The following is a 19,332-nucleotide window of genomic DNA, read 5'->3' as shown; positions in this document are numbered from 1 at the left end:
CTCAGCCCCCGCCACGCTGGCGAACGCTGCGCCACATCCGGGCCAGCAGGGTGCCGCCGCCCTCCCCTGCACGCAGCGGCACGCTGCTGGCCGGCGCATCTTCCAGCGCGGCGTAGCCACACAGGTACGCCGGGTGCATGAAGCTGCGCACCGCATCCGGTACCACGTCCAGCAGGGTGGCGCACTCGTCCACGCTGCACGCGCGCTTGAGCAGCAGCGAACACAGCCGGAAGCTGTCGTGCTGGTGGCCCAGCACGCGGAAGTCGGGCCAGCGCAGCAGCTTCACCCGCGCACCGCGTTGCAGCCGGGCATCCAGGTCATGCCAATGCGCGGGGCGTTGGCCCCATTGCCACAGCAGCGGGCGCAGCGGCTGGCGCGGCAGCGTGCCGCCCAGTTCCTGGTAGCGGCGTTCGGAAAGCCCGTGCAGTGACAGCGCTTCAAACTGGTCTGACAGAAGCTGGGCAAGGCTGCAGGGGTCGGTACCGGGCAGCACCACCATCTGATCCTGCGCGAAATCCAACAGCAGGGTGGGCACTTCGTTGAGCACCAGCACCGCGTGGCCCTGCCGCGAGGGCAGGCGCTCGCGCAGCGCGCGGGTGATCGCCTTGGCGCCCTGCGCCGCGCACGGTTCGTCGATCCGCAGCGGCGCACCAGGCATCTGCCGCAAGGCGTCTTCGATGGCGTGGTCGTCAAGTACGCCGTGATCGTCGCCCTGTCCCTGGTGCAACTGCCCGTTCTGGTCTTCCACCCAGACCTGGATGCGCGGTCGCTCGCGTACCATGCGCAGCGCGGCGTTGCGCAGTGCCGGCGTGTCCTTGATCACCAGCAGGTCGCACTCGTCGAGGTCGCGGCAGCTGCGTACCGTATCGGCCGGCAACGAGGCGGCCACGCGCAGGCGCTGCAGCAACGCCCGTTCTCCCTGGACATCCGATCCGACCACCAGCACCCTGGCCATGCCCTTCCCCTGGCTTGTGAGAGATCACAGCTACTGCGGAACGCTCGCCGATAGCCTATGCCAAGGATCTCGCGCAGTTCGGTGACGGATTGCTCACTTCGCGTTGGCGAAACGGTCGGATCCTTCCGGTATGCGCGCCTTGGCAGCATGCAGGTTTCATGCCTTCTTTACCTGTTGCGGCTGGCGAGAGAGTGCCAGAACCACCCGGACGGGTGTCACGTATTTGCGGGCAAAAAAAAGGAACCCGCGCCAGGCACGGGTTCCTCGGTTACTGCCTTGGTGCCGGAGGCTGAAGGCTTACAGCGCGGCCAGTGCGTCGTTGAACGTGCTGCTCGGGCGCATCGCCTTGCTGGCCTTGGCCACGTCCGGGCGGTAGTAACCGCCGATGTCGACCGGCTTGCCCTGCGCGGCGATCAGCTCACCGACGATGGCCGCTTCATTGTCCGACAGCGCCTTGGCCAGCGGGGCGAAGCGGGCCTTCAGCGCGGCATCGTCATCCTGCGCGGCCAGGGCCTGGGCCCAATACAGCGCGATGTAGAAGTGGCTGCCACGGTTGTCGATGCCACCGAGCTTGCGCGAGGGCGACTTGTCGTTGTCCAGGAACTGGCCATTGGCCTGGTCCAGGGTCTTGGCCAGCACGGTGGCACCGGCGTTGTCGTAGCGGTTGCCCAGGTGCTCGAGCGAGGCGGCCAGGGCCAGGAATTCACCCAGCGAATCCCAGCGCAGGTAGTCCTCTTCCACGAACTGCTGCACGTGCTTGGGAGCCGAACCACCGGCGCCGGTTTCGAACAGACCACCACCGGCCATCAGCGGCACGATGGAGAGCATCTTGGCGCTGGTGCCCAGTTCCATGATCGGGAACAGGTCGGTGAGGTAGTCGCGCAGCACGTTGCCGGTCACCGAGATGGTGTCTTCACCCTTGCGGATGCGGTCCAGCGAGAACGCGGTCGCTTCCACCGGAGCCAGGATGCGGATGTCCAGGCCGTTGGTATCGTGGTCCTTGAGGTAGGTCTCGACCTTGGCGATCACCTGCGCATCGTGCGCGCGCGAGGCATCCAGCCAGAACACGGCCGGGGTGCTGCTCAGGCGGGCGCGGTTGACGGCCAGCTTGACCCAGTCCTGGATCGGGGCGTCCTTGGTCTGGCACATGCGCCAGATGTCGCCGGTCTGCACGGCGTGTTCGAACACCACGTTGCCGGCATCGTCGGTGACGCGCACGGTGCCGTCGGCCGGAATCTGGAAGGTCTTGTCGTGCGAGCCGTATTCTTCGGCCTTCTGCGCCATCAGGCCGACGTTCGGCACCGAGCCCATGGTGGCCGGGTCGAACGCGCCGTGGGCGATGCAGTCGTCGATCACGGCCTGGTATACACCGGCGTAGCAGCGGTCAGGAATGACAGCCTTGGTGTCCTGCAGCTTGCCGTCGGCATTCCACATGCCACCGGAGTCGCGGATCATGGCCGGCATCGAGGCATCGACGATGACGTCGCTGGGCACGTGCAGATTGGTGATGCCCTTGTCGGAATTGACCATGGCCAGGCCCGGACGCTTGCCGTATTCGGCAGCCAGGTCGGCCTTGATCGCTTCCTGGGTGGCGTCAGGCAGCTGCGGCAGGCGCGCGTACAGGTCGCCGATGCCGTTGTTGGGGTCGAAGCCAGCCTGCTTGAGCACGTCGGCGTGCTTGGCCAGCACGTCCTTGTAGAACTCTTCGACGACCACGCCGAACATGATCGGGTCGGACACCTTCATCATGGTGGCCTTCAGGTGCAGCGAGAACAGGACGCCCTTGGCCTTGGCATCGGCGATCTGCGCCTGCACGAACGCGGCCAGCGCGTTGCGGCTCATCACGGCGGCATCGACGATCTCACCGGCCTTGACGGCGGTCTTTTCCTTCAGCACGACGGTGGTGCCGTCGGCCTGCTGCAGTTCGATCTTCAGGTTGCCGGCGGCGGCCAGGGTGGCCGACTTTTCGCTGCCGTAGAAATCGCCGCCGTCCATGTGCGAGACGTGCGACTTCGATTCGTTGGACCACTTGCCCATGCGGTGCGGGTGCTTGCGGGCGTAGTTCTTGACCGACAGCGGCGCGCGGCGGTCGGAGTTGCCTTCGCGCAGCACCGGGTTCACCGCGCTGCCCTTGACCTTGTCATAGCGCGCCTTGATGTCGCGAGAGACGTCGTCAGTGGGCACGTCCGGGTAGTTGGGCAGGGCATAGCCCTGGTCCTGCAGCTCCTTGATGGCCGCCTTGAGCTGCGGCACCGAGGCGCTGATGTTGGGCAGTTTGATGATGTTGGCGTCCGGGGTGGTCGCCAGCTGACCCAGTTCGGCCAGGTGGTCGGCTTCCTTCTGGTCGTCCTTCAGGAAATCCGGGAACAGCGCCAGGATGCGGCCGGACAGCGAGATGTCACGGGTTTCCACTGCGATGCCGGCGGTGGCAGTGTAGGCCTCGACGATCGGCAGCAGCGACTGGGTGGCCAGGAACGGGGCTTCATCGGTAAGCGTGTACAGAATCTTGGGCGTGTTCGACATGGGGGACAGTGCTCTCCGGGTAACCCCCGCATTGTCGCGGTTTCAGCCCCGGGGAGCAAAGCGGGGCCATACGCGGTGGTATTGGAACGCTGTATGGAAAACAAAAAGACGCAGCCTCGCGGCTGCGTCCATCGTGAGCCCGTGCCGGGAGAGAGTCGGCGGGACTTACTTGACCTCAAACTCCTGCGGCGTTCCGGCCGCCTTACCATCTACCGTGACTTCCGCGCGGTACTTGCCCGCCGGCCAGCCATTGGCATTCGTGAAGCTGATGTTGGTGGTCTCATCGCCAGTGGTGTTCAACACCTGGCTCTGTTCGCCCGCCACCTGGCCGTCCTGATAGGTCAGCTTGGCGCCAACGTTGGCGTTGGTGGCCGTGCCTGCGGTGCGGACCGAAATGATGATCACGTCTTTCGGAGCAAACAGTGCTGCCGCCGCGACGGTCTTGTCGGCCGCAGCGGTCTTGCCGACAGTTACGCCGGAAACGTTGACCGGCGCGGCGGCCGTCATCGGCTGCGGTGCGGCGGGCTCGACCGGCGTCGTCGCTACCGGGGCAGCCGGCTGCGCGTTGTTGGCGACCGATTCTTCCTTCTTCTTGCAGCCGGCCAGCGCAACGGTGGCCAGCAGGGCAGCAAGTACGGCGGTACTGATGGACGTCTTCTTCATGGAATTCCTCCCTGGGAATCAATAATGGACAGCAGGCGGAGCGGGCTTAGTCTTTAGGCGGCAGTTTGAGCGTCTGGCCCGGGAAGATCTTGTCGGGGTCATCCAGCACGTCACGGTTGGCCTCGAAAATCTTCTTCCAGGCGTTGCCATCGCCCAGCTCGTTCTTGGCAATCTTCGACAGCGAGTCACCGCTCTTGACGGTGTAGGTGCTACCCCCCACCTTTTCGGCGGTGGTATCCACCGAAGCGGTCACGCCGGAGAAATCTGCCTTTTCCACCTTCTGCGCGGTGGTATCCACGCTGGAGGTGACGCCGGAGAAATCGGCCTTCTTGTCGGTACTCATCCACACGCTCCCGTCTTGAATAGAACGACCTGGATCGCACGGTGTCACAGGCCTTGTTAATGGGGCATGGCGCAGGCGTGAAGACGCTGGACGTATTTCTGAACGGGGCGCTGGAGGGGCCGCCGGCCACGCTAAAATGGCGCCATGAATACCCCCCAGGACTCCAGCCTCGGTCGCGAGGTTGCTTACCCCTCCCAGTACGATCCCGCCCTGCTCTTCCCCATCCCGCGCCGCGCCGCGCGCGAGGAGATCGGCGTGGACGAGGCCAACCTGCCGTTCGTCGGCCATGACCGCTGGCAGGCCTATGAGCTGAGCTGGCTGGACCGGCGCGGCAAGCCACGCGTCGCCGTGGCCACCATCAGCGTGCCGTGCACCTCGCCGAACCTGATCGAATCCAAGTCGTTCAAGCTCTACCTCAACTCGCTCAACAGCACGCGCTTTGACGATGACGAGCAGGCCCGCCAGCGCATTGCCGGTGACCTGTCGGCCTGCGCCGGGGCGGTGGTGAACGTGGTGTTCGGAGTGCCGCTGCTGGTGGAAGCGGCCGAAGGCGAATCACTGGATGAGCTGGATGTGGCGATCAAGCGCTACGGCCCGCCGGCGCCGGAGTACCTGTCGGCCAATGCCGGCCAGGTGGTGACCGAGACCCTGAGTTCGGCGCTGCTCAAGTCCAACTGCCCGGTCACCGGCCAGCCGGACTGGGCCAGCGTGAGCGTGCGCTACCGCGGCCCGCGCATCGACCGCGAAGGCCTGCTGCGCTACCTGGTGAGCTACCGCGAGCATGCCGAATTCCACGAGCAGTGCGTGGAGCGCATCTTCAACGAGCTCACCCTGCGCTGCCAGCCGGAGTGGCTGGAAGTAGAGGCGCGCTACACCCGCCGCGGCGGGTTGGACATCAACCCGTGGCGGGCCAGCGCCGGCATCGAGCAGCCGGCGCGGACGGTCCGCGACCTGCGCCAGTAGCGCACGACCGTTGGTCGTGCGACCTCAGCCCGGCGTCGGGCTGTTGAGGAAATCCAGGCTCACCTGCAACAACGCCCGCAGGCCCACATCCAGTGCTTTCTCATCGAGCAGGAACTTCGGGGAGTGGTTGGCCGGGGCCTTGGCCGGGTCGATCCCTTCGCTGGTGGAGCCGACGAAGAAGAACATGCCCGGCACCTGCTGGGCATACAGCGAGAAGTCTTCGGCGCCCATCTGCAGCGGCGGCTCGTAGACGTTGCCTTCGCCGACCACGGCCTGCAGGCTGGGCAGCATGCGCGCGGTCAGGGCCGGGTCGTTGACCGTGGCCGGGTTGCCCTCGGCTTCGAAGATTTCCGTCTCGGCCTTGGCGCCATGCGCGGCGGCGGTGTGCTCGGCCACGTTGCGCAGGTCGGCGAAGATCTGCTGGCGCATGCCTTCGTCGAAGGTACGGATGGTGCCCACCATCTCCACTTCGTCGGGAATGATGTTGTAGCGGATGCCGCCCTTGATCGCGCCGAAGGACACCACCGCCGGCTGCTTGGAGATGTTGGAGCGGCGGCTGACGATGGTCTGCGCGGTGCCCACCAGGTCGGCGGTGGCCACGATCGGGTCGACCCCGTTCCACGGCGCAGAACCATGCGTCTGGCGGCCGATCACCTTGATCCCGAAGCGGTCCGAGGCCGCCATCAGCGGGCCACCGCGGACGGCGATCTGCCCGGCCTGGACGCTGGAGAACACGTGCAGGCCGAACACGGCATCCGGCTTGAAGTCGGCAAACAGGCCTTCCTTGAGCATCAACGCGGCACCGCCCTCTTCCGGCGGCGGCGCGCCTTCTTCGGAAGGCTGGAAGATCAGCATCACTTCGCCGGGCAGGTTCTCGCGCATCTTCACCAGCGCGTCGGCCACGCCGAGCAGGGTGGCGGTGTGGGCGTCATGCCCGCAGGCGTGCATCACGCCCACCGGTTCGCCGCGATAGGTGCTGGTGGCCTTGGAGGCAAACGGCAGGCCGGTCTGTTCGGTCACCGGCAGCGCGTCCATGTCCGCGCGCAGGGCGATGCGCGGGCCGGGCTTGCCGCCCTTGATGATGGCCACCACGCCGTGATGGGCGATGCCGGTCCTGGGCTTCAGGCCCATCGCACGCAGCTGTTCGGCCACCTTGGCCGAGGTGCGCTCTTCGCGGTTGGACAGCTCCGGGTGCTGGTGGAAGTCGCGGCGCCACTGCACTACCTGGGCCTGCAGACGAGCGGCGGCGGCGGTGACTTCCGGGCGTTCTGCCGGGGCGGTGGCGGCCAGCGCGGGCGAGGCGAGCAGCAGGGCGGACAGCAGCAGCGACAGACGGGGCATTCGGGTCTCCGACGGGGTTCCAGGGGCTTGAACCTGAATGTAGGGCATCGGGGTGGTTTTCGCTGTAACTTTCGGCGCCCGGGAACGTTGTCCGGGAAAGCAACCGTCGTCGGTTGAACCTTGTCGGCGCTTGCGGGTCTGACCGCCCGTCCCATTTGTCATGCATTAAAGGACACGGGTGGCGGGTATGCTTTGCCACTGCCAACCGGGCCCCGCCCTTCGCCAGCCTCAGGAGTTTTGAATGTCGCGTTTCTGGAAGATCGTGCTGCTGGTGATCGCAGTGCTGGTGGTGGGGCTGGTCGGCATGCACCTGCTCAACGGTGGCAAGGGCAAGGATGCCAAGCCAGGTGCGCAGGCCGAGGCCGGCAAGGACGGCGAACGCGATACCGGCCCGGTGCCGGTGACGGTGATCGACGCGGCCCGCCAGGATGTGCCGGTCTACGCCAGCGCGCTTGGCACGGTAAGCGCGATGAACACCGTGACCGTAAGCCCGCAGGTGGGCGGCCAGCTGATCAGCCTGAACTTCAAGGAAGGCCAGGAAGTGAAGCAGGGCGACCTGCTGGCGCAGATCGATCCGCGCACGCTGCAGGCCAGCTATGACGAAGCGGCAGCGGCCAAGAAGCAGAACCAGGCCCAGCTGGCCACGGCGCGCTCGAACTACCAGCGCTCCAATTCGCCCGAATACCGCCAGTACGTCGCCAAGACCGACCTGGACACCCAGCGCAACCAGGTGGCCCAGTACGAAAGCGCGGTGGCGGCCAATGAGGCCAGCATGCGCGCGGCCCAGGTGCAGCTGCAGTACACCCGCGTGACCGCGCCCATCTCCGGCATTGCCGGCATCCGCGCGGTGGACGCCGGCAACGTGGTCAGCGCCGGGACCGCACTGGTCACCCTGACCCAGATCCACCCGATCCACGTGGTGTTCAACCTGCCCGAACGCCAGCTGCCGGACGTGCGCCAGGCCCAGCAGGCCGGCCCGGTGACCATCGCCGCGCTGGACCGCAACGACTCGCACGTACTCACCGATGGCGGAACGCTGGACGTGGTGGACAACCAGATCAGCAGCGACAGCGGCACCTTCCGCGCGCGCGCCCTGTTCGATAACCAAGACAACACCCTGTGGCCGGGCCAGTTCGTCAACGTGCGCATGCAGCTGCGCACCATTGCCGGCGGCGTGGTCATTCCCACTCAGGCCGTCATGCGCGGGCCCGATGGCGAGTACGTCTATATCGTCAAGCCGGACAACACGGTGGCCATGCAGACCGTGAAGAGCGGCGTGGAAGTGGGCGACAGCAACATCCAGATCACCGAAGGTCTCAAGGGCGGTGAGCGCGTGGTCAGCGAAGGCCAGTTCCGGCTCAAGCCGGGAAGCAAGGTCACCGCGCTGAAGCCGGGCGAGACGCCGGCCGCGCCGACCGAGGCCGAACTCAAGGCCGCCGCGCAGAAACAGGGCCCCGGTGGGCGTCGTGGCGGCGGCCCGCGCTGACCGCGCACGCCGTGTCCCCAACGCTGGCCAGGTGGCCGGCGTTCGCCTCCCGCATCGCCGTCTGACGTAACAGCAAGGATCCGCCCGTGGGCTTTTCGACGATTTTCATCCGCCGCCCCATCGCCACCTCGCTGCTGATGGCGGGCCTGCTGCTGCTCGGCATCCTCGGCTACCGCCAGCTGCCGGTGTCGGCGCTGCCGGAAATCGACGCGCCCAGCCTGGTGGTCACCACCCAGTACCCGGGTGCCAATGCGACCACCATGGCCTCGCTGGTGACCACGCCGCTGGAGCGCCAGTTCGGGCAGATCTCCGGGCTGGAGCTGATGACCTCCGATTCGTCGGCCGGCCTGTCCACGATCATCCTGCAGTTCTCGATGGACCGGGACATCGACATCGCCGCACAGGACGTGCAGGCCGCGATCCGCCAGGCCACCCTGCCGTCATCGCTGCCCTACCAGCCGGTCTACAACCGGGTGAACCCGGCCGACGCGGCGATCATCACCCTCAAGCTCACCTCCGACACGCGCCCGCTGCGCGATGTGAACAACTACGCCGACTCGATCCTGGCCCAGCGCCTGTCGCAGGTGCAGGGCGTGGGCCTGGTGTCGATCGCCGGCAACGTGCGCCCGGCCGTGCGCATCCAGGTCAACCCGGCGCAGCTGTCCAACATGGGCCTGACCCTGGAAGACCTGCGCAGCGCGCTGACCCAGGCCAACGTCAACGCGCCCAAGGGCTCGCTCAACGGCAAGACCCAGTCCTACAGCATCGGCACCAACGATCAGCTGACCAGCGCGGCGGAGTACCGCGAGACCATCATCAGCTACAAGAACGGCGCGCCGGTGCGGCTGGCGGACGTGGCCGAGGTGGTCGACGGCGTGGAGAACGACCAGCTCGCCGCCTGGGCCGATGGCAAGCCGGCCGTACTGCTGGAAATCCGCCGCCAGCCCGGTGCCAACATCGTGCAGACGGTGGAGCGCATCCGCGCATTGATGCCGCAGCTGCAGAACGTGCTGCCGGCCGACGTGCACCTGGAAGTGTTCTCCGACCGTACCGAGACCATCCGCGCCTCCGTGCATGAAGTGCAGTTCACCCTGATCCTGACCATCGGCCTGGTGGTGGCGGTGATCTTCGTGTTCCTGCGCCGCCTGTGGGCCACGATCATTCCCTCGGTGGCGGTGCCACTTTCGCTGGCGGGCACGTTCGGGGTGATGGCGTTTGCGGGCATGTCGCTGGACAACCTGTCGCTGATGGCGCTGGTGGTGGCCACCGGCTTCGTGGTCGACGATGCGATCGTGATGATCGAGAACATCGTGCGCTATATCGAACAGGGCAAGAGCGGCCCGGAAGCGGCCGAGATCGGCGCGCGCCAGATCGGCTTCACCGTGCTGTCGCTGACCGTGTCGCTGGTGGCGGTGTTCCTGCCGCTGCTGCTGATGCCCGGCGTCACCGGCCGCCTGTTCCACGAGTTCGCCTGGGTGCTGAGCATCGCGGTGGTGCTGTCGATGCTGATCTCGCTGACCCTCACCCCGATGATGTGCGCCTACCTGCTCAAGCCCGACGCGCTGCCCGAAGGCGAGGACGCCCATGAGCGTGCGCATGCGGCCGGAAAGCAGACCGTGTGGAGCCGCACCGTCGGCCTGTACGAACGCAGCCTGGACTGGGTGCTGGACCACCAGCGCATGACCCTGGCGGTGGCCGCCGGCGCGCTGGTGTTGACCGTGGTGCTGTACATCGTCATTCCCAAGGGCCTGCTGCCCGAGCAGGACACCGGGCTGATCACCGGCGTGGTCCAGGCCGACCAGAACATCGCCTTCCCGCAGATGGAGCAGCGCACCAAGGCCGTGGCCGAAGCGCTGCGCAGGGACCCGGCAGTGACCGGCGTGGCCGCCTTCATTGGCGCCGGCAGCATGAACCCCACGCTCAACCAGGGCCAGTTGTCGATCGTGCTGAAGGAGCGCGGCGACCGCGACGGGCTGGAAGACATCCTGCCGCGCCTGCAGAAAGCCGTGGCCGGCATCCCCGGGGTGGCGCTGTACCTCAAGCCGGTCCAGGACGTGACACTGGATACCCGCGTGGCCGCCACCGAGTACCAGTACTCGCTGTCGGACGTGGACAGCGCGCAGGTCGCGCTGCAGGCCACCCGCCTGACCGAGGCGCTGCGCCAGCGTCCGGAACTGGCCGACGTGGACAACAACCTGTCCAACCAGGGCCGCGCGCTGGAGCTGAACATCGACCGCGACAAGGCCAGCGTGCTGGGCGTGCCGATGCAGACCATCGACGACACGCTGTACGACGCCTTCGGCCAGCGCCAGATCTCGACCATCTTCACCGAGCTCAACCAGTACCGCGTGGTGCTGGAAGTGGCGCCGGAGTTCCGCACCAGTACCGCCCTGATGAACCAGCTGGCGGTGGCCTCCAACGGCGCCGGCGCGCTGACCGGCAGCAATGCCACCAACTTCGGCCAGGTCACCTCGTCCAACTCCTCCACCGCCACCGGTATCGGCGCGCAGAACACCGGTATTCCGGTGGGTGCGGGCAACATCATTCCGCTGGCCGCGCTGGCCGAGGGCAAGGTCACCAGCACCCCGCTGGTGGTCAGCCACCAGCAGCAGCTGCCGGCGGTGACGGTCTCGTTCAACATCGCCCCGGGCTACTCGCTGTCCGATGCGGTCAAGGCGATCGAGGAAACCCGCGCCAGCCTGGACATGCCGGCGCAGGTGCACGCGCAGTTCATCGGCAAGGCCGCCGAGTTCACCGGCAGCCAGACCGACGTGGTGTGGCTGCTGCTGGCCTCGCTGGTGGTGATCTACATCGTGCTGGGCGTGCTGTACGAGAGCTACATCCACCCGATCACGATCATCTCCACCCTGCCGCCGGCCGGCGTGGGCGCGCTGCTGGCGCTGATGGTGTGCGGGCTGAGCCTGTCGGTGGATGGCATCGTCGGCATCGTGCTGCTGATCGGCATCGTCAAGAAGAACGGCATCATGATGGTGGACTTCGCCATCGAGGCGCGCCGCGCCGGAGCCAACGCGCACGAAGCGATCCGCCGCGCCTGCCTGCTGCGCTTCCGCCCGATCATGATGACCACCGCCGCGGCCATGCTGGGCGCGTTGCCGCTGGCGCTGGGCACCGGCATCGGTTCGGAGCTGCGCCGCCCGCTGGGCATCGCCATCGTCGGCGGCCTGCTGATCTCGCAGCTGGTCACGCTCTACACCACGCCGGTGATCTACCTGTACATGGAGCGCTACTCCGAATGGCTGCGCCAGCGCCGTGAACAGCGCGCGCTGCGCAACGCCACCGCACAGGACCGCGCGTGAACATCTCCGGCCCGTTCATCCGCCGCCCGATCGGCACCGCGCTGCTGGCCATCGGCCTGTTCGTGGTCGGGTTGATGTGCTACCTGAAGCTGGGGGTGTCGGCGCTGCCGAACATCCAGATCCCGGTGATCTTCGTGCACGCCAGCCAGTCCGGCGCGGACGCCACCACCATGGCCTCCACGGTCACCGCGCCGCTGGAGCGCCACCTGGGCCAGCTGCCCGGCGTGGACCAGATGCGCTCGTCCAGCTCGGAAGGCAGCTCGCTGGTCTTCATGATCTTCCAGAGCGGGGTCGACATCGATTCGGCCGCGCTGGACGTGCAGACCGCGATCAACTCCGCCCAGGCCGACCTGCCCTCCGGGCTGGGCTCGCCGATGTTCCAGAAGGCCAACCCGAACGACGATCCGGTGATCGCCATTGCGTTGACCTCGCAGACGCAGTCGGCCGATGAGCTGTACAACGTGGCCGATTCGCTGCTGGCCCAGCGCATCCGCCAGATCAGCGGGGTGTCGTCGGTGGACATCGCCGGCGCCTCCACCCCGGCGGTGCGGGTGGACGTCAACCTGCGCCTGCTCAATGCGCTCAACCTCACCCCGGATGACCTGCGCAATGCGGTGCGCGCCGCCAACGTGACCTCGCCCACCGGCTTCCTGACCGATGGCAACACCACCACGGCGATCATCGCCAACGATTCAGTGGCGCGCGCGGCCGACTTCGCCAACCTGGTGATCAAGACCCAGGATGATGGCCGGGTGATCCGCCTGAAGGACGTGGCCAACGTCTACGACGGCCAGCAGGATGCCTACCAGGCCGCGTGGTTCGACCACAAACCGGCGGTGGTGATGTACGTGTTCACCCGCGCCGGGGCCAACATCGTGGAGACGGTGGACCGGGTCAAGGCGCAGATCCCGATGCTGCGCGACTACCTGCAGCCGGGCACCACGCTCACCCCATACTTCGACCGCACCCCGACCATCCGCTCGTCGCTGCACGAAGTGCAGATCACCCTGCTGATCAGCCTGGCGATGGTGATCCTGACCATGGCGCTGTTCCTGCGCCGGCTGGCACCGACCCTGATCGCGGCGATCACCGTGCCGCTGTCGCTGGCCGGTGCGGCACTGGTGATGTACGTGTTTGGCTTCACCCTGAACAACCTGAGCCTGCTGGCGCTGGTGATCGCGATCGGCTTCGTGGTCGATGACGCGATCGTGGTGATCGAAAACATCATGCGCCACCTCGACGAAGGCATGCCGCGCATGCAGGCGGCCCTGACCGGCGCCCGCGAGATCGGCTTCACCATCGTCTCCATCACCGCCTCGCTGGTGGCGGTGTTCATTCCGCTGCTGTTTGCCAGCGGCATGGTCGGTGCGTTCTTCCGCGAGTTCACCGTGACCCTGGTGGCCGCCATCGTGGTCTCGATGATCGTCTCGCTCACGCTCACCCCGGCGCTGTGCAGCCGCTTCCTCAGCGCCCACACGGAGCCAGACAAGCCATCGCGGATCGGCCGCTTCCTGGATGCCACCCACGACCGCATGCTGCGCGTGTACACCGTCTGCCTGGACTTCTCGCTGCGCCACGCGCTGCTGCTGTCGCTGACCCCCATCCTGCTGATCGTGGCCACGGTGATGCTGGCGGGCGCGGTCAAGAAGGGCTCGTTCCCGCCGCAGGACACCGGCCTGATCTGGGGCCGTGCCAACTCCAGCGCGACGGTATCCTTCGAAGACATGGTCAACCGCCAGCGCCGCATCACCGACATGCTGATGGCCGACCCGGCGGTGAAAACCGTGGGCGTGCGCCTGGGTAGTGGCCGCCAGGGTTCCAGCGCGCAGTTCAACATCGAGCTGAAGACCCGCAAGGAAGGCCGACGCGAAACCACCGCCGAGGCGCTGGCCCGACTGAGCGCCAAGGCCGATCGCTACCCGGACCTGGAACTGCGCCTGCGCGCGATCCAGGACCTGCCCAGCGACGGAGGCGGCGGCAACAGCCAAGGCGCGCAGTACCGCGTGTCGCTGCAGGGCAACGACCTGGCCCAGCTGCAGGAATGGCTGCCCAAGGTGCAGGCCGCACTGAAGAAGAACCCCATGCTGCGCGACGTCGGCACCGACGTGGACACCGCCGGGCTGCGCCAGAACATCGAGATCGACCGGGCCAAGGCCGCGCGCCTGGGCGTGTCGGTCGGCGCGATCGATGGCGCGCTGTACGGGGCGTTCGGCCAGCGGCAGATTTCGACGATCTACTCGGACATCAACCAGTACAGCGTGGTGGTCAACGCACTGCCGGAGCAGACCGCCACCCCGCGCGCGCTGGATGAGATCCACGTGCGCGCCGGCAACGGCGAGATGATCCCGATCACCGCCGTTGCGCGCCAGGTACCCGGGCTGGCCCCGCCGCAGATCACCCACCAGAACCAGTACACCACGATGGACCTGAGCTACAACCTGGCCCCGGGCGTGAGCACCGGCGAAGGCGAGGCGCTCATCAAGGCCACCGTGGACGGGCTGCGCCTGCCTGGCGACATCCGCATCAGCGATGGCGGCGGTTTCAACGTGCAGCTCAACCCCAATTCGATGCTGATCCTGGTGCTGGCCGCCATCATCACCGTGTACCTGGTGCTGGGCATGCTGTACGAAAGCCTGGTGCACCCGGTGACGATCCTGTCCACGCTGCCGGCGGCGGGCGTGGGCGCGCTGCTGGCGCTGTTCGTGACCAATACCGAACTGTCGGTGATCTCGATGATTGCGCTGGTGCTGCTGATCGGCATCGTCAAGAAGAACGCGATCATGATGATCGACTTCGCCGTGGTGGCCCAGCGTGAGCACGGCAAGAGCCCGCTGGAAGCGGTGCGCGAGGCCAGCATCGTGCGCTTCCGCCCGATCATGATGACCACCATGGTGGCGATCCTGGCGGCGGTGCCGCTGGCGATCGGCCTGGGCGAAGGGTCCGAGCTGCGTCGCCCGCTGGGCATCGCGATGATCGGCGGGTTGCTGTTCTCGCAGAGCCTGACCCTGCTGAGCACCCCGGCGCTGTACGTGATCTTCTCGTGCCTGCAGCAGCACTGGCGCGGCTGGCGCGCGCGCCGGCGCGAGAAGGCCTTGGTAAGGCGGGCAGCGCGCGCGTAACGCCCGCCGCTGCGCGGCGCGGCACGACCAACGGTCGTGCGCTACCGCGTTCATGACGATCATTTGACGCGGACCACTCAAAAGAGAACAATCCGCATCAGCCACGGTCCTGCCGCGCCTCGCGCACCGCGCTGTTTCCGCCTTCGCGGGCAGTGCCCCGACTCAGCCACGCCCTCTTCTTCCGCTTTCAACTGATCGCGGACGGTGTGCTGCTGTCCGCAGAGGACCCCCACTCGATGCCTGCTTCCGTATTTCCGCGCCGCGCCCTGCGCCCAGCCCTGCTTGCCCTGTCGCTGTCGCTGGCCTGCGCGGCCCACGCCCAATCCCGCTCGGCCACCGAGCTGGACGCGGTGAAAGTCACCGCCGAACGCACCCACACCGAGACCGGCGCCCTGGGCGACCGCCCGGTACGCGATACCCCGTTCGCGATCTCCGTCATCGGCCGCGAGGACATCGAGAAGCGCCAGGTGGTCTCGCTGGGCGAGGCGTTCCTGACCGACCCGTCAGTGGTCACCCAGGTCAGCGCCTACGCCAGTGGCTGGAGCTCGCCGATCCGCAACCGCGGCATCGATCTCAGCTACGACAGCTACCGCGTCAACGGCCTGCAGGTGTCCTCGTGGGGTACCGAGTGGCCGCTGGAAGTGATGGAACAGGTGGAACTGCTCAAGGGCCCGGGCAGCTTCATGTACGGCTTCGGCCAGCCCGGCGGCATCATCAACTACGTCACGAAGAAGCCCACCGATGCCCCCACCTTCTCCGCGCAGCTCGGCTGGCGGGAACAGGGCATCGTCAGCGGCCAAGTCGATGTCGGCGGCCGCTTCGGCAACGAAGACATGTTCGGCTACCGCTTCAACGCCTACCAAGAGAAGGGCGAAACCTTCAACGGTGGCGAAGTGAACCGCAAGGTCGGTGCGCTGTCGCTGGATGCACGCCTGGGCGATGCGCTCACCTGGACCTTCGATGGCGTGTTCCAGGAGCGCGATCTCAGCGAGGAATCGCCGCAGTACTACTTCATCGGCCTGACCGAACTGCCGCGCCCGATCGCCGGCGATGTCAACAACGCCATTCCGGGCACCTTCTACGACACCCGCTCCAGCCTGCTCTCCACTGCACTGAACTGGCAGATCAACGACGACTGGAAGGCCAGCCTGAGCTATGGCTACACCTCGTCGTGGAACGACGTGAACAAGATCTTCGCCTACATCGACGACGTCAATGGCGACTACGACGTCAACGTCTACGAGCTCGGCGGCAAGAGCGAGTGGAAGCTGGCCCAGGCCATCGTGCAGGGCCGCTTCCAGACCGGCCCGCTGTCGCACCAGGTCGTCGCCGGCGTCTCGCACCAGACCGGGCTGGGCTGGGACCGCCCATACGAATGGAACACCATCGGCCGTGGCAACCTCTACCAGCGCCCCACCCTGCGCCATGACGCCGTCGGTTCGCAGGAGCTCACCCGCGGCAGCGAAACCGTACAGCAGGCGGTGTTCGTCAGCGATACGGTGGATTTCGGCCACGGCTGGTCGGTGCTGGCCGGTGCGCGCTACAACGACTTCGAGACCAAGGGCGCCTACCACACCTACCCGGTCACCCCGACCTACGCGGTGATGTTCAAGCCGGCCGATACAGTCACGCTCTACACCAGCTACGTCGAATCGCTGGAAGCGGGCAGCCGGGTGGGCAGCGACTACATCAACGCCGGCGACGTGCTCGATCCGACCATCAGCAAGCAGTTCGAGATCGGCGCCAAGATCGAGTACCCACGCTGGAACGCCAACGCGGCTGCGTTCCGACTGGAGCGCGGTGCCAACATCGACCGCCTGACCAGCGGCGGCAAACTGCTGGTGCAGGACGGCATCACCCTGTACGAAGGCGTGGAAGTCAGCGGCGACGTCCGCCTGACCGATGCCTTCACCCTCGGCGGCGGCGTGACCTGGCTGGACCCGACCTACGACAAGCTCTCGCCCGACAGCAGCACCCAGGAAGGCAACCGCACCGCCGGCGCAGCGCGCTGGAACGGCGTGGTGCACGCCGACTACAGCGTGCCGCAGGTGGAAGGCCTGGGCCTGTACGCCCTGGCCCGCTACTACGGCGACGTGTACTACGACGCCGACAATACCCTCAAGCTGCCCGACTACACCCTGGTCAACGCCGGCATCGGCTACCGCATGCAGGCCAACGGCCACCCGGTCACCTGGCGCGCCAGCGTCGAAAACCTCACCAACAGGAAGTACTGGTCCAACGCCGGCATCGGCCTGCCGCGCACGTTCGCGGTCAGCGTCAGGTTTGATCTGTAAGCGAAGGGCGTAACAGCCTGTCGTTTCATTTTTTGCGAGCGGTGAGGCCGGCGGGGGTGGGTACCTGCCAACCGGCTATGTCGGCTTCACCGCGATGACGCAATAATGAGGCGCCACCGCCCGACGAGTCCGCATGTCCGCCCGAGAATCCCGCCTGAGTCGCCTGTGGGCGCATGAGAAGGCCAGCTACGGGCTGCGGGTGTTCATTGCGTTGTCCGTGGCCATGGGCGTGTGCTGGCACCTGGACCAGCTGCCTGCGCTGCCCGGCGTATTCCTCGGCATCATCGCCAGCGCCATTGCCGAGACCGACGACAACTGGTGGGGCCGCACCAAATCCGTCGCCCTCTCCCTGCTGTGCTTCGTGGTGGCCGCCGCCGCCGTGGTCGAGCTGTTCGCCTGGCCGTGGCTGTTCATTGCGGCCCTGGCCCTGTCCACCTTCAGCCTGACCCTGCTCGGGGCGCTTGGCGAACGCTACGCCTCCATCGCCCAGGCCACCGTCACCCTGGCCATCTACACCATGATCGGCCTCGAACAGCACGGGGCCGACGACCGCGCCCAGGCCATCAGCGCCGTCAGCCACCTGCTGGCCGGCGCCCTCTGGTACGGCCTGCTGTCCATCCTGTGGACCGCCCTGTTCGCCAACCGCCCCGTGCGTGAACGCCTCGCCCGCCTCTACCTTGAACTCGGCCGCTACCTTCAGCTCAAGGCCGACCTGTTCGAACCGGTGCGCGATGCCGACGTGCAGAAGCGCCAGCTGGCCCTGGCCGAACAGAACCGCCGCGTCGTCGAAGCGCTCAACATCGCCAAGACCGCCATCCTGGCCCGGTTCGGCCGCTCCGGCCGCCCGGGCGTGCAATCCGGCCTGTACCTGCGCCTGTACTACATGGCCCAGGACTTCCACGAACGCGCCAGTTCCTCGCACTACCCCTATGGCGCACTCACCGACGCCTTCTTCCACAGCGACGTGCTCTACCGCTGCCAGCGCCTGCTCGCCCTGCAGGGCGAAGCGTGTGCCAACCTGGGCACCGCCATCCGCATGCGCCGGCCGTTCCAGTACGGCGACCGGACCCGCCAGGCCACCGCCGACCTCACCGATTCCCTCGCCTGGCTGCGCGCCCAGCACAACCCCCAATGGCAGCGCCTGCTCTCCTCGCTGGAACTGCTTGGCCACAACCTGCAGAGCATCGAACGCCGCCTGTCCGAAGCGGCCCAGTCCGAATCCACCCTGGACAACGTCGACACCCGCCTGCGCGACACCAACCCGCATACCCTGCGCGAAATGGGCGTGCGCATCCGCCAGCAGCTCACTCCCGGCTCGCTGCTGTTCCGCCACGGCCTGCGCATGGCGCTGGCGCTGATCGTGGGCTTTGCCGCCATCCGCCTGTTCAATGCCCAGAACGGCTCCTGGGTGCTGCTCACCATCGTGTTCGTGTGCCGCCCCAACTTCGGCGCCACCCGCCAGCGGCTGGCCCAGCGCATCGCCGGCACCCTGATCGGGCTGGTGCTCACCTGGGCGCTGATGCAGCTGTTCCAGGACCTGCGCATCGAATTGTTGATCGCCCTGCTTTCCGCGCTGCTGTTCTTCTTTACCCGCAGCGACCGCTACCTGGTCGCCTCGGCCGCGATCACCGTGATGGCACTGACCTGCTTCAACCTCATCGGCGATGGCTTCCTGCTGATCTGGCCGCGGCTGGTCGATACCCTGCTGGGCTGCGCGATCGCCGCCGCCGCCGCGTTCCTGATCCTGCCCGACTGGCAGGGCCGCCGCCTCGACCTGGTCATGGCGCGCGTGCTTGAACGCTGCGCCGGCTACCTGCAGGCGGTGCTGGGCCAGTACGGCAGCGGCATGCAGGACGACCTGGCCTACCGCATCGCCCGCCGCGACATGCACAACGCAGACGTCGCCCTGTCCACCGCGCTGTCCAACATGCTGCGCGAACCGGGCCACGTGCGCGGCAACCTGGACGCCGGCTTCCGCTTCCTGGCGCTGTCCAACACCCTGCTTGGCCACCTGTCCGCGCTCGGCGCCCACCGCGCGCAGCTGGACAGCTATGCGCAGGACCCCCTGGCCCGTTCCAGCGGCGAACGCGTGCAGCAGGCCATGCAGCAGATCGCCGGCGCGCTGGAACGGCGCGAACCGGTGGACGAGGCCGCCAACGAGGGCGACCGGGCCCTGGCCGAGCAGCTGGAGCAGCTCAATGATGAGATGCCGCCGAAGCTGCAGCTGATCCGCACCCAGATCGGCCTGATGCTGCGCCTGCTGCCCAAGCTGCGCGCCGCCGCGAACGAAATAGGGACCGGGGCTGCGTGATAGGCTGCGCCGGTTCG

11 protein-coding genes are annotated in these 19,332 nt (G+C 67.0%); 6 read left to right on the top strand and 5 right to left on the bottom strand.

What is annotated here, in order from left to right; genetic code table 11:
- Window position 1: 1 nt before the first annotated feature.
- From KVS69_RS08795 to KVS69_RS08780, 4 genes are all read right to left on the bottom strand, one after another.
- Complete coding sequence (locus KVS69_RS08795) at window positions 2-955, bottom strand: hypothetical protein (RefSeq protein WP_217537791.1); 954 nt, start codon at window positions 953-955, stop codon at window positions 2-4.
- A gap of 297 nt (window positions 956-1,252) precedes the next feature.
- On the bottom strand, window positions 1,253-3,478 hold the full coding sequence (locus tag KVS69_RS08790; RefSeq protein WP_217537790.1) for an NADP-dependent isocitrate dehydrogenase: 2,226 nt from the start codon (window positions 3,476-3,478) through the stop codon (window positions 1,253-1,255).
- A gap of 165 nt (window positions 3,479-3,643) precedes the next feature.
- Window positions 3,644-4,141 carry a hypothetical protein gene (locus KVS69_RS08785; protein ID WP_217537789.1) on the bottom strand — a complete coding sequence of 166 codons (498 nt, stop codon included), beginning with the start codon at window positions 4,139-4,141 and terminating at the stop codon, window positions 3,644-3,646.
- Between the two features lie 46 nt (window positions 4,142-4,187).
- On the bottom strand, window positions 4,188-4,484 hold the full coding sequence (locus tag KVS69_RS08780) for a LysM peptidoglycan-binding domain-containing protein (RefSeq protein ID WP_068854260.1): 297 nt from the start codon (window positions 4,482-4,484) through the stop codon (window positions 4,188-4,190).
- Window positions 4,485-4,628: 144 nt separating this feature from the next.
- On the opposite strand from KVS69_RS08780, the gene queF reads away from it, so the two are divergent.
- Complete coding sequence (queF, locus tag KVS69_RS08775) at window positions 4,629-5,447, top strand: NADPH-dependent 7-cyano-7-deazaguanine reductase QueF (protein WP_217537788.1); 819 nt, start codon at window positions 4,629-4,631, stop codon at window positions 5,445-5,447.
- 24 nt (window positions 5,448-5,471) lie between these two features.
- Here queF and KVS69_RS08770 read toward each other — a convergent pair whose 3' ends face one another.
- Window positions 5,472-6,788: a M20 family metallopeptidase gene (locus tag KVS69_RS08770; protein ID WP_217537787.1), complete on the bottom strand. Its 1,317-nt coding sequence runs from the start codon at window positions 6,786-6,788 to the stop codon at window positions 5,472-5,474.
- Window positions 6,789-7,029: 241 nt separating this feature from the next.
- Between KVS69_RS08770 and KVS69_RS08765 the strand changes: the two genes are divergently transcribed.
- The 5 genes from KVS69_RS08765 to yccS all read left to right on the top strand — a co-directional run bounded on the left by KVS69_RS08765 (window position 7,030) and on the right by yccS (window position 19,315).
- Window positions 7,030-8,274: an efflux RND transporter periplasmic adaptor subunit gene (locus KVS69_RS08765; protein ID WP_068854263.1), complete on the top strand. Its 1,245-nt coding sequence runs from the start codon at window positions 7,030-7,032 to the stop codon at window positions 8,272-8,274.
- A gap of 86 nt (window positions 8,275-8,360) precedes the next feature.
- The gene (locus KVS69_RS08760) at window positions 8,361-11,591 is read left to right on the top strand and encodes an efflux RND transporter permease subunit (RefSeq protein ID WP_093534898.1); all 3,231 of its coding nucleotides are present in this window, start codon (window positions 8,361-8,363) and stop codon (window positions 11,589-11,591) included.
- Window positions 11,588-14,710, top strand: a complete 3,123-nt coding sequence (locus tag KVS69_RS08755) for an efflux RND transporter permease subunit (protein WP_217537786.1) — start codon at window positions 11,588-11,590, stop codon at window positions 14,708-14,710. The genes KVS69_RS08760 and KVS69_RS08755 overlap by 4 nt, the downstream gene beginning before the upstream one ends.
- 236 nt (window positions 14,711-14,946) lie before the next feature.
- Window positions 14,947-17,004 carry a TonB-dependent receptor gene (locus tag KVS69_RS08750; protein WP_217537785.1) on the top strand — a complete coding sequence of 686 codons (2,058 nt, stop codon included), beginning with the start codon at window positions 14,947-14,949 and terminating at the stop codon, window positions 17,002-17,004.
- 133 nt (window positions 17,005-17,137) lie between these two features.
- Window positions 17,138-19,315 carry a YccS family putative transporter gene (gene yccS, locus KVS69_RS08745; RefSeq protein WP_217537784.1) on the top strand — a complete coding sequence of 726 codons (2,178 nt, stop codon included), beginning with the start codon at window positions 17,138-17,140 and terminating at the stop codon, window positions 19,313-19,315.
- Window positions 19,316-19,332 lie beyond the last annotated feature (17 nt).

Origin of the sequence: Stenotrophomonas sp. GbtcB23, assembly GCF_019091045.1 — a bacterium.
In the GTDB taxonomy this organism is placed as follows: domain Bacteria; phylum Pseudomonadota; class Gammaproteobacteria; order Xanthomonadales; family Xanthomonadaceae; genus Stenotrophomonas; species Stenotrophomonas rhizophila_A.
Note: the sequence above shows the minus strand (reverse complement) of the source record. Positions and strands in the feature narration are given on the sequence as shown.

Excerpts from the sequence above, each read along its gene's own strand:
- KVS69_RS08770 (WP_217537787.1), bottom strand. The coding sequence starts at position 6,788 with ATGCCCCGTCTGTCGCTGCTGCTGTCCGCCCTGCTGCTCGCCTCGCCC.
- KVS69_RS08765 (WP_068854263.1), top strand. The coding sequence starts at position 7,030 with ATGTCGCGTTTCTGGAAGATCGTGCTGCTGGTGATCGCAGTGCTGGTG.
- KVS69_RS08785 (WP_217537789.1), bottom strand. The coding sequence starts at position 4,141 with ATGAAGAAGACGTCCATCAGTACCGCCGTACTTGCTGCCCTGCTGGCC.
- KVS69_RS08750 (WP_217537785.1), top strand. The coding sequence starts at position 14,947 with ATGCCTGCTTCCGTATTTCCGCGCCGCGCCCTGCGCCCAGCCCTGCTT.
- KVS69_RS08780 (WP_068854260.1), bottom strand. The coding sequence starts at position 4,484 with ATGAGTACCGACAAGAAGGCCGATTTCTCCGGCGTCACCTCCAGCGTG.
- yccS (WP_217537784.1), top strand. The coding sequence starts at position 17,138 with ATGTCCGCCCGAGAATCCCGCCTGAGTCGCCTGTGGGCGCATGAGAAG.
- queF (WP_217537788.1), top strand. The coding sequence starts at position 4,629 with ATGAATACCCCCCAGGACTCCAGCCTCGGTCGCGAGGTTGCTTACCCC.
- KVS69_RS08790 (WP_217537790.1), bottom strand. The coding sequence starts at position 3,478 with ATGTCGAACACGCCCAAGATTCTGTACACGCTTACCGATGAAGCCCCG.
- KVS69_RS08795 (WP_217537791.1), bottom strand. The coding sequence starts at position 955 with ATGGCCAGGGTGCTGGTGGTCGGATCGGATGTCCAGGGAGAACGGGCG.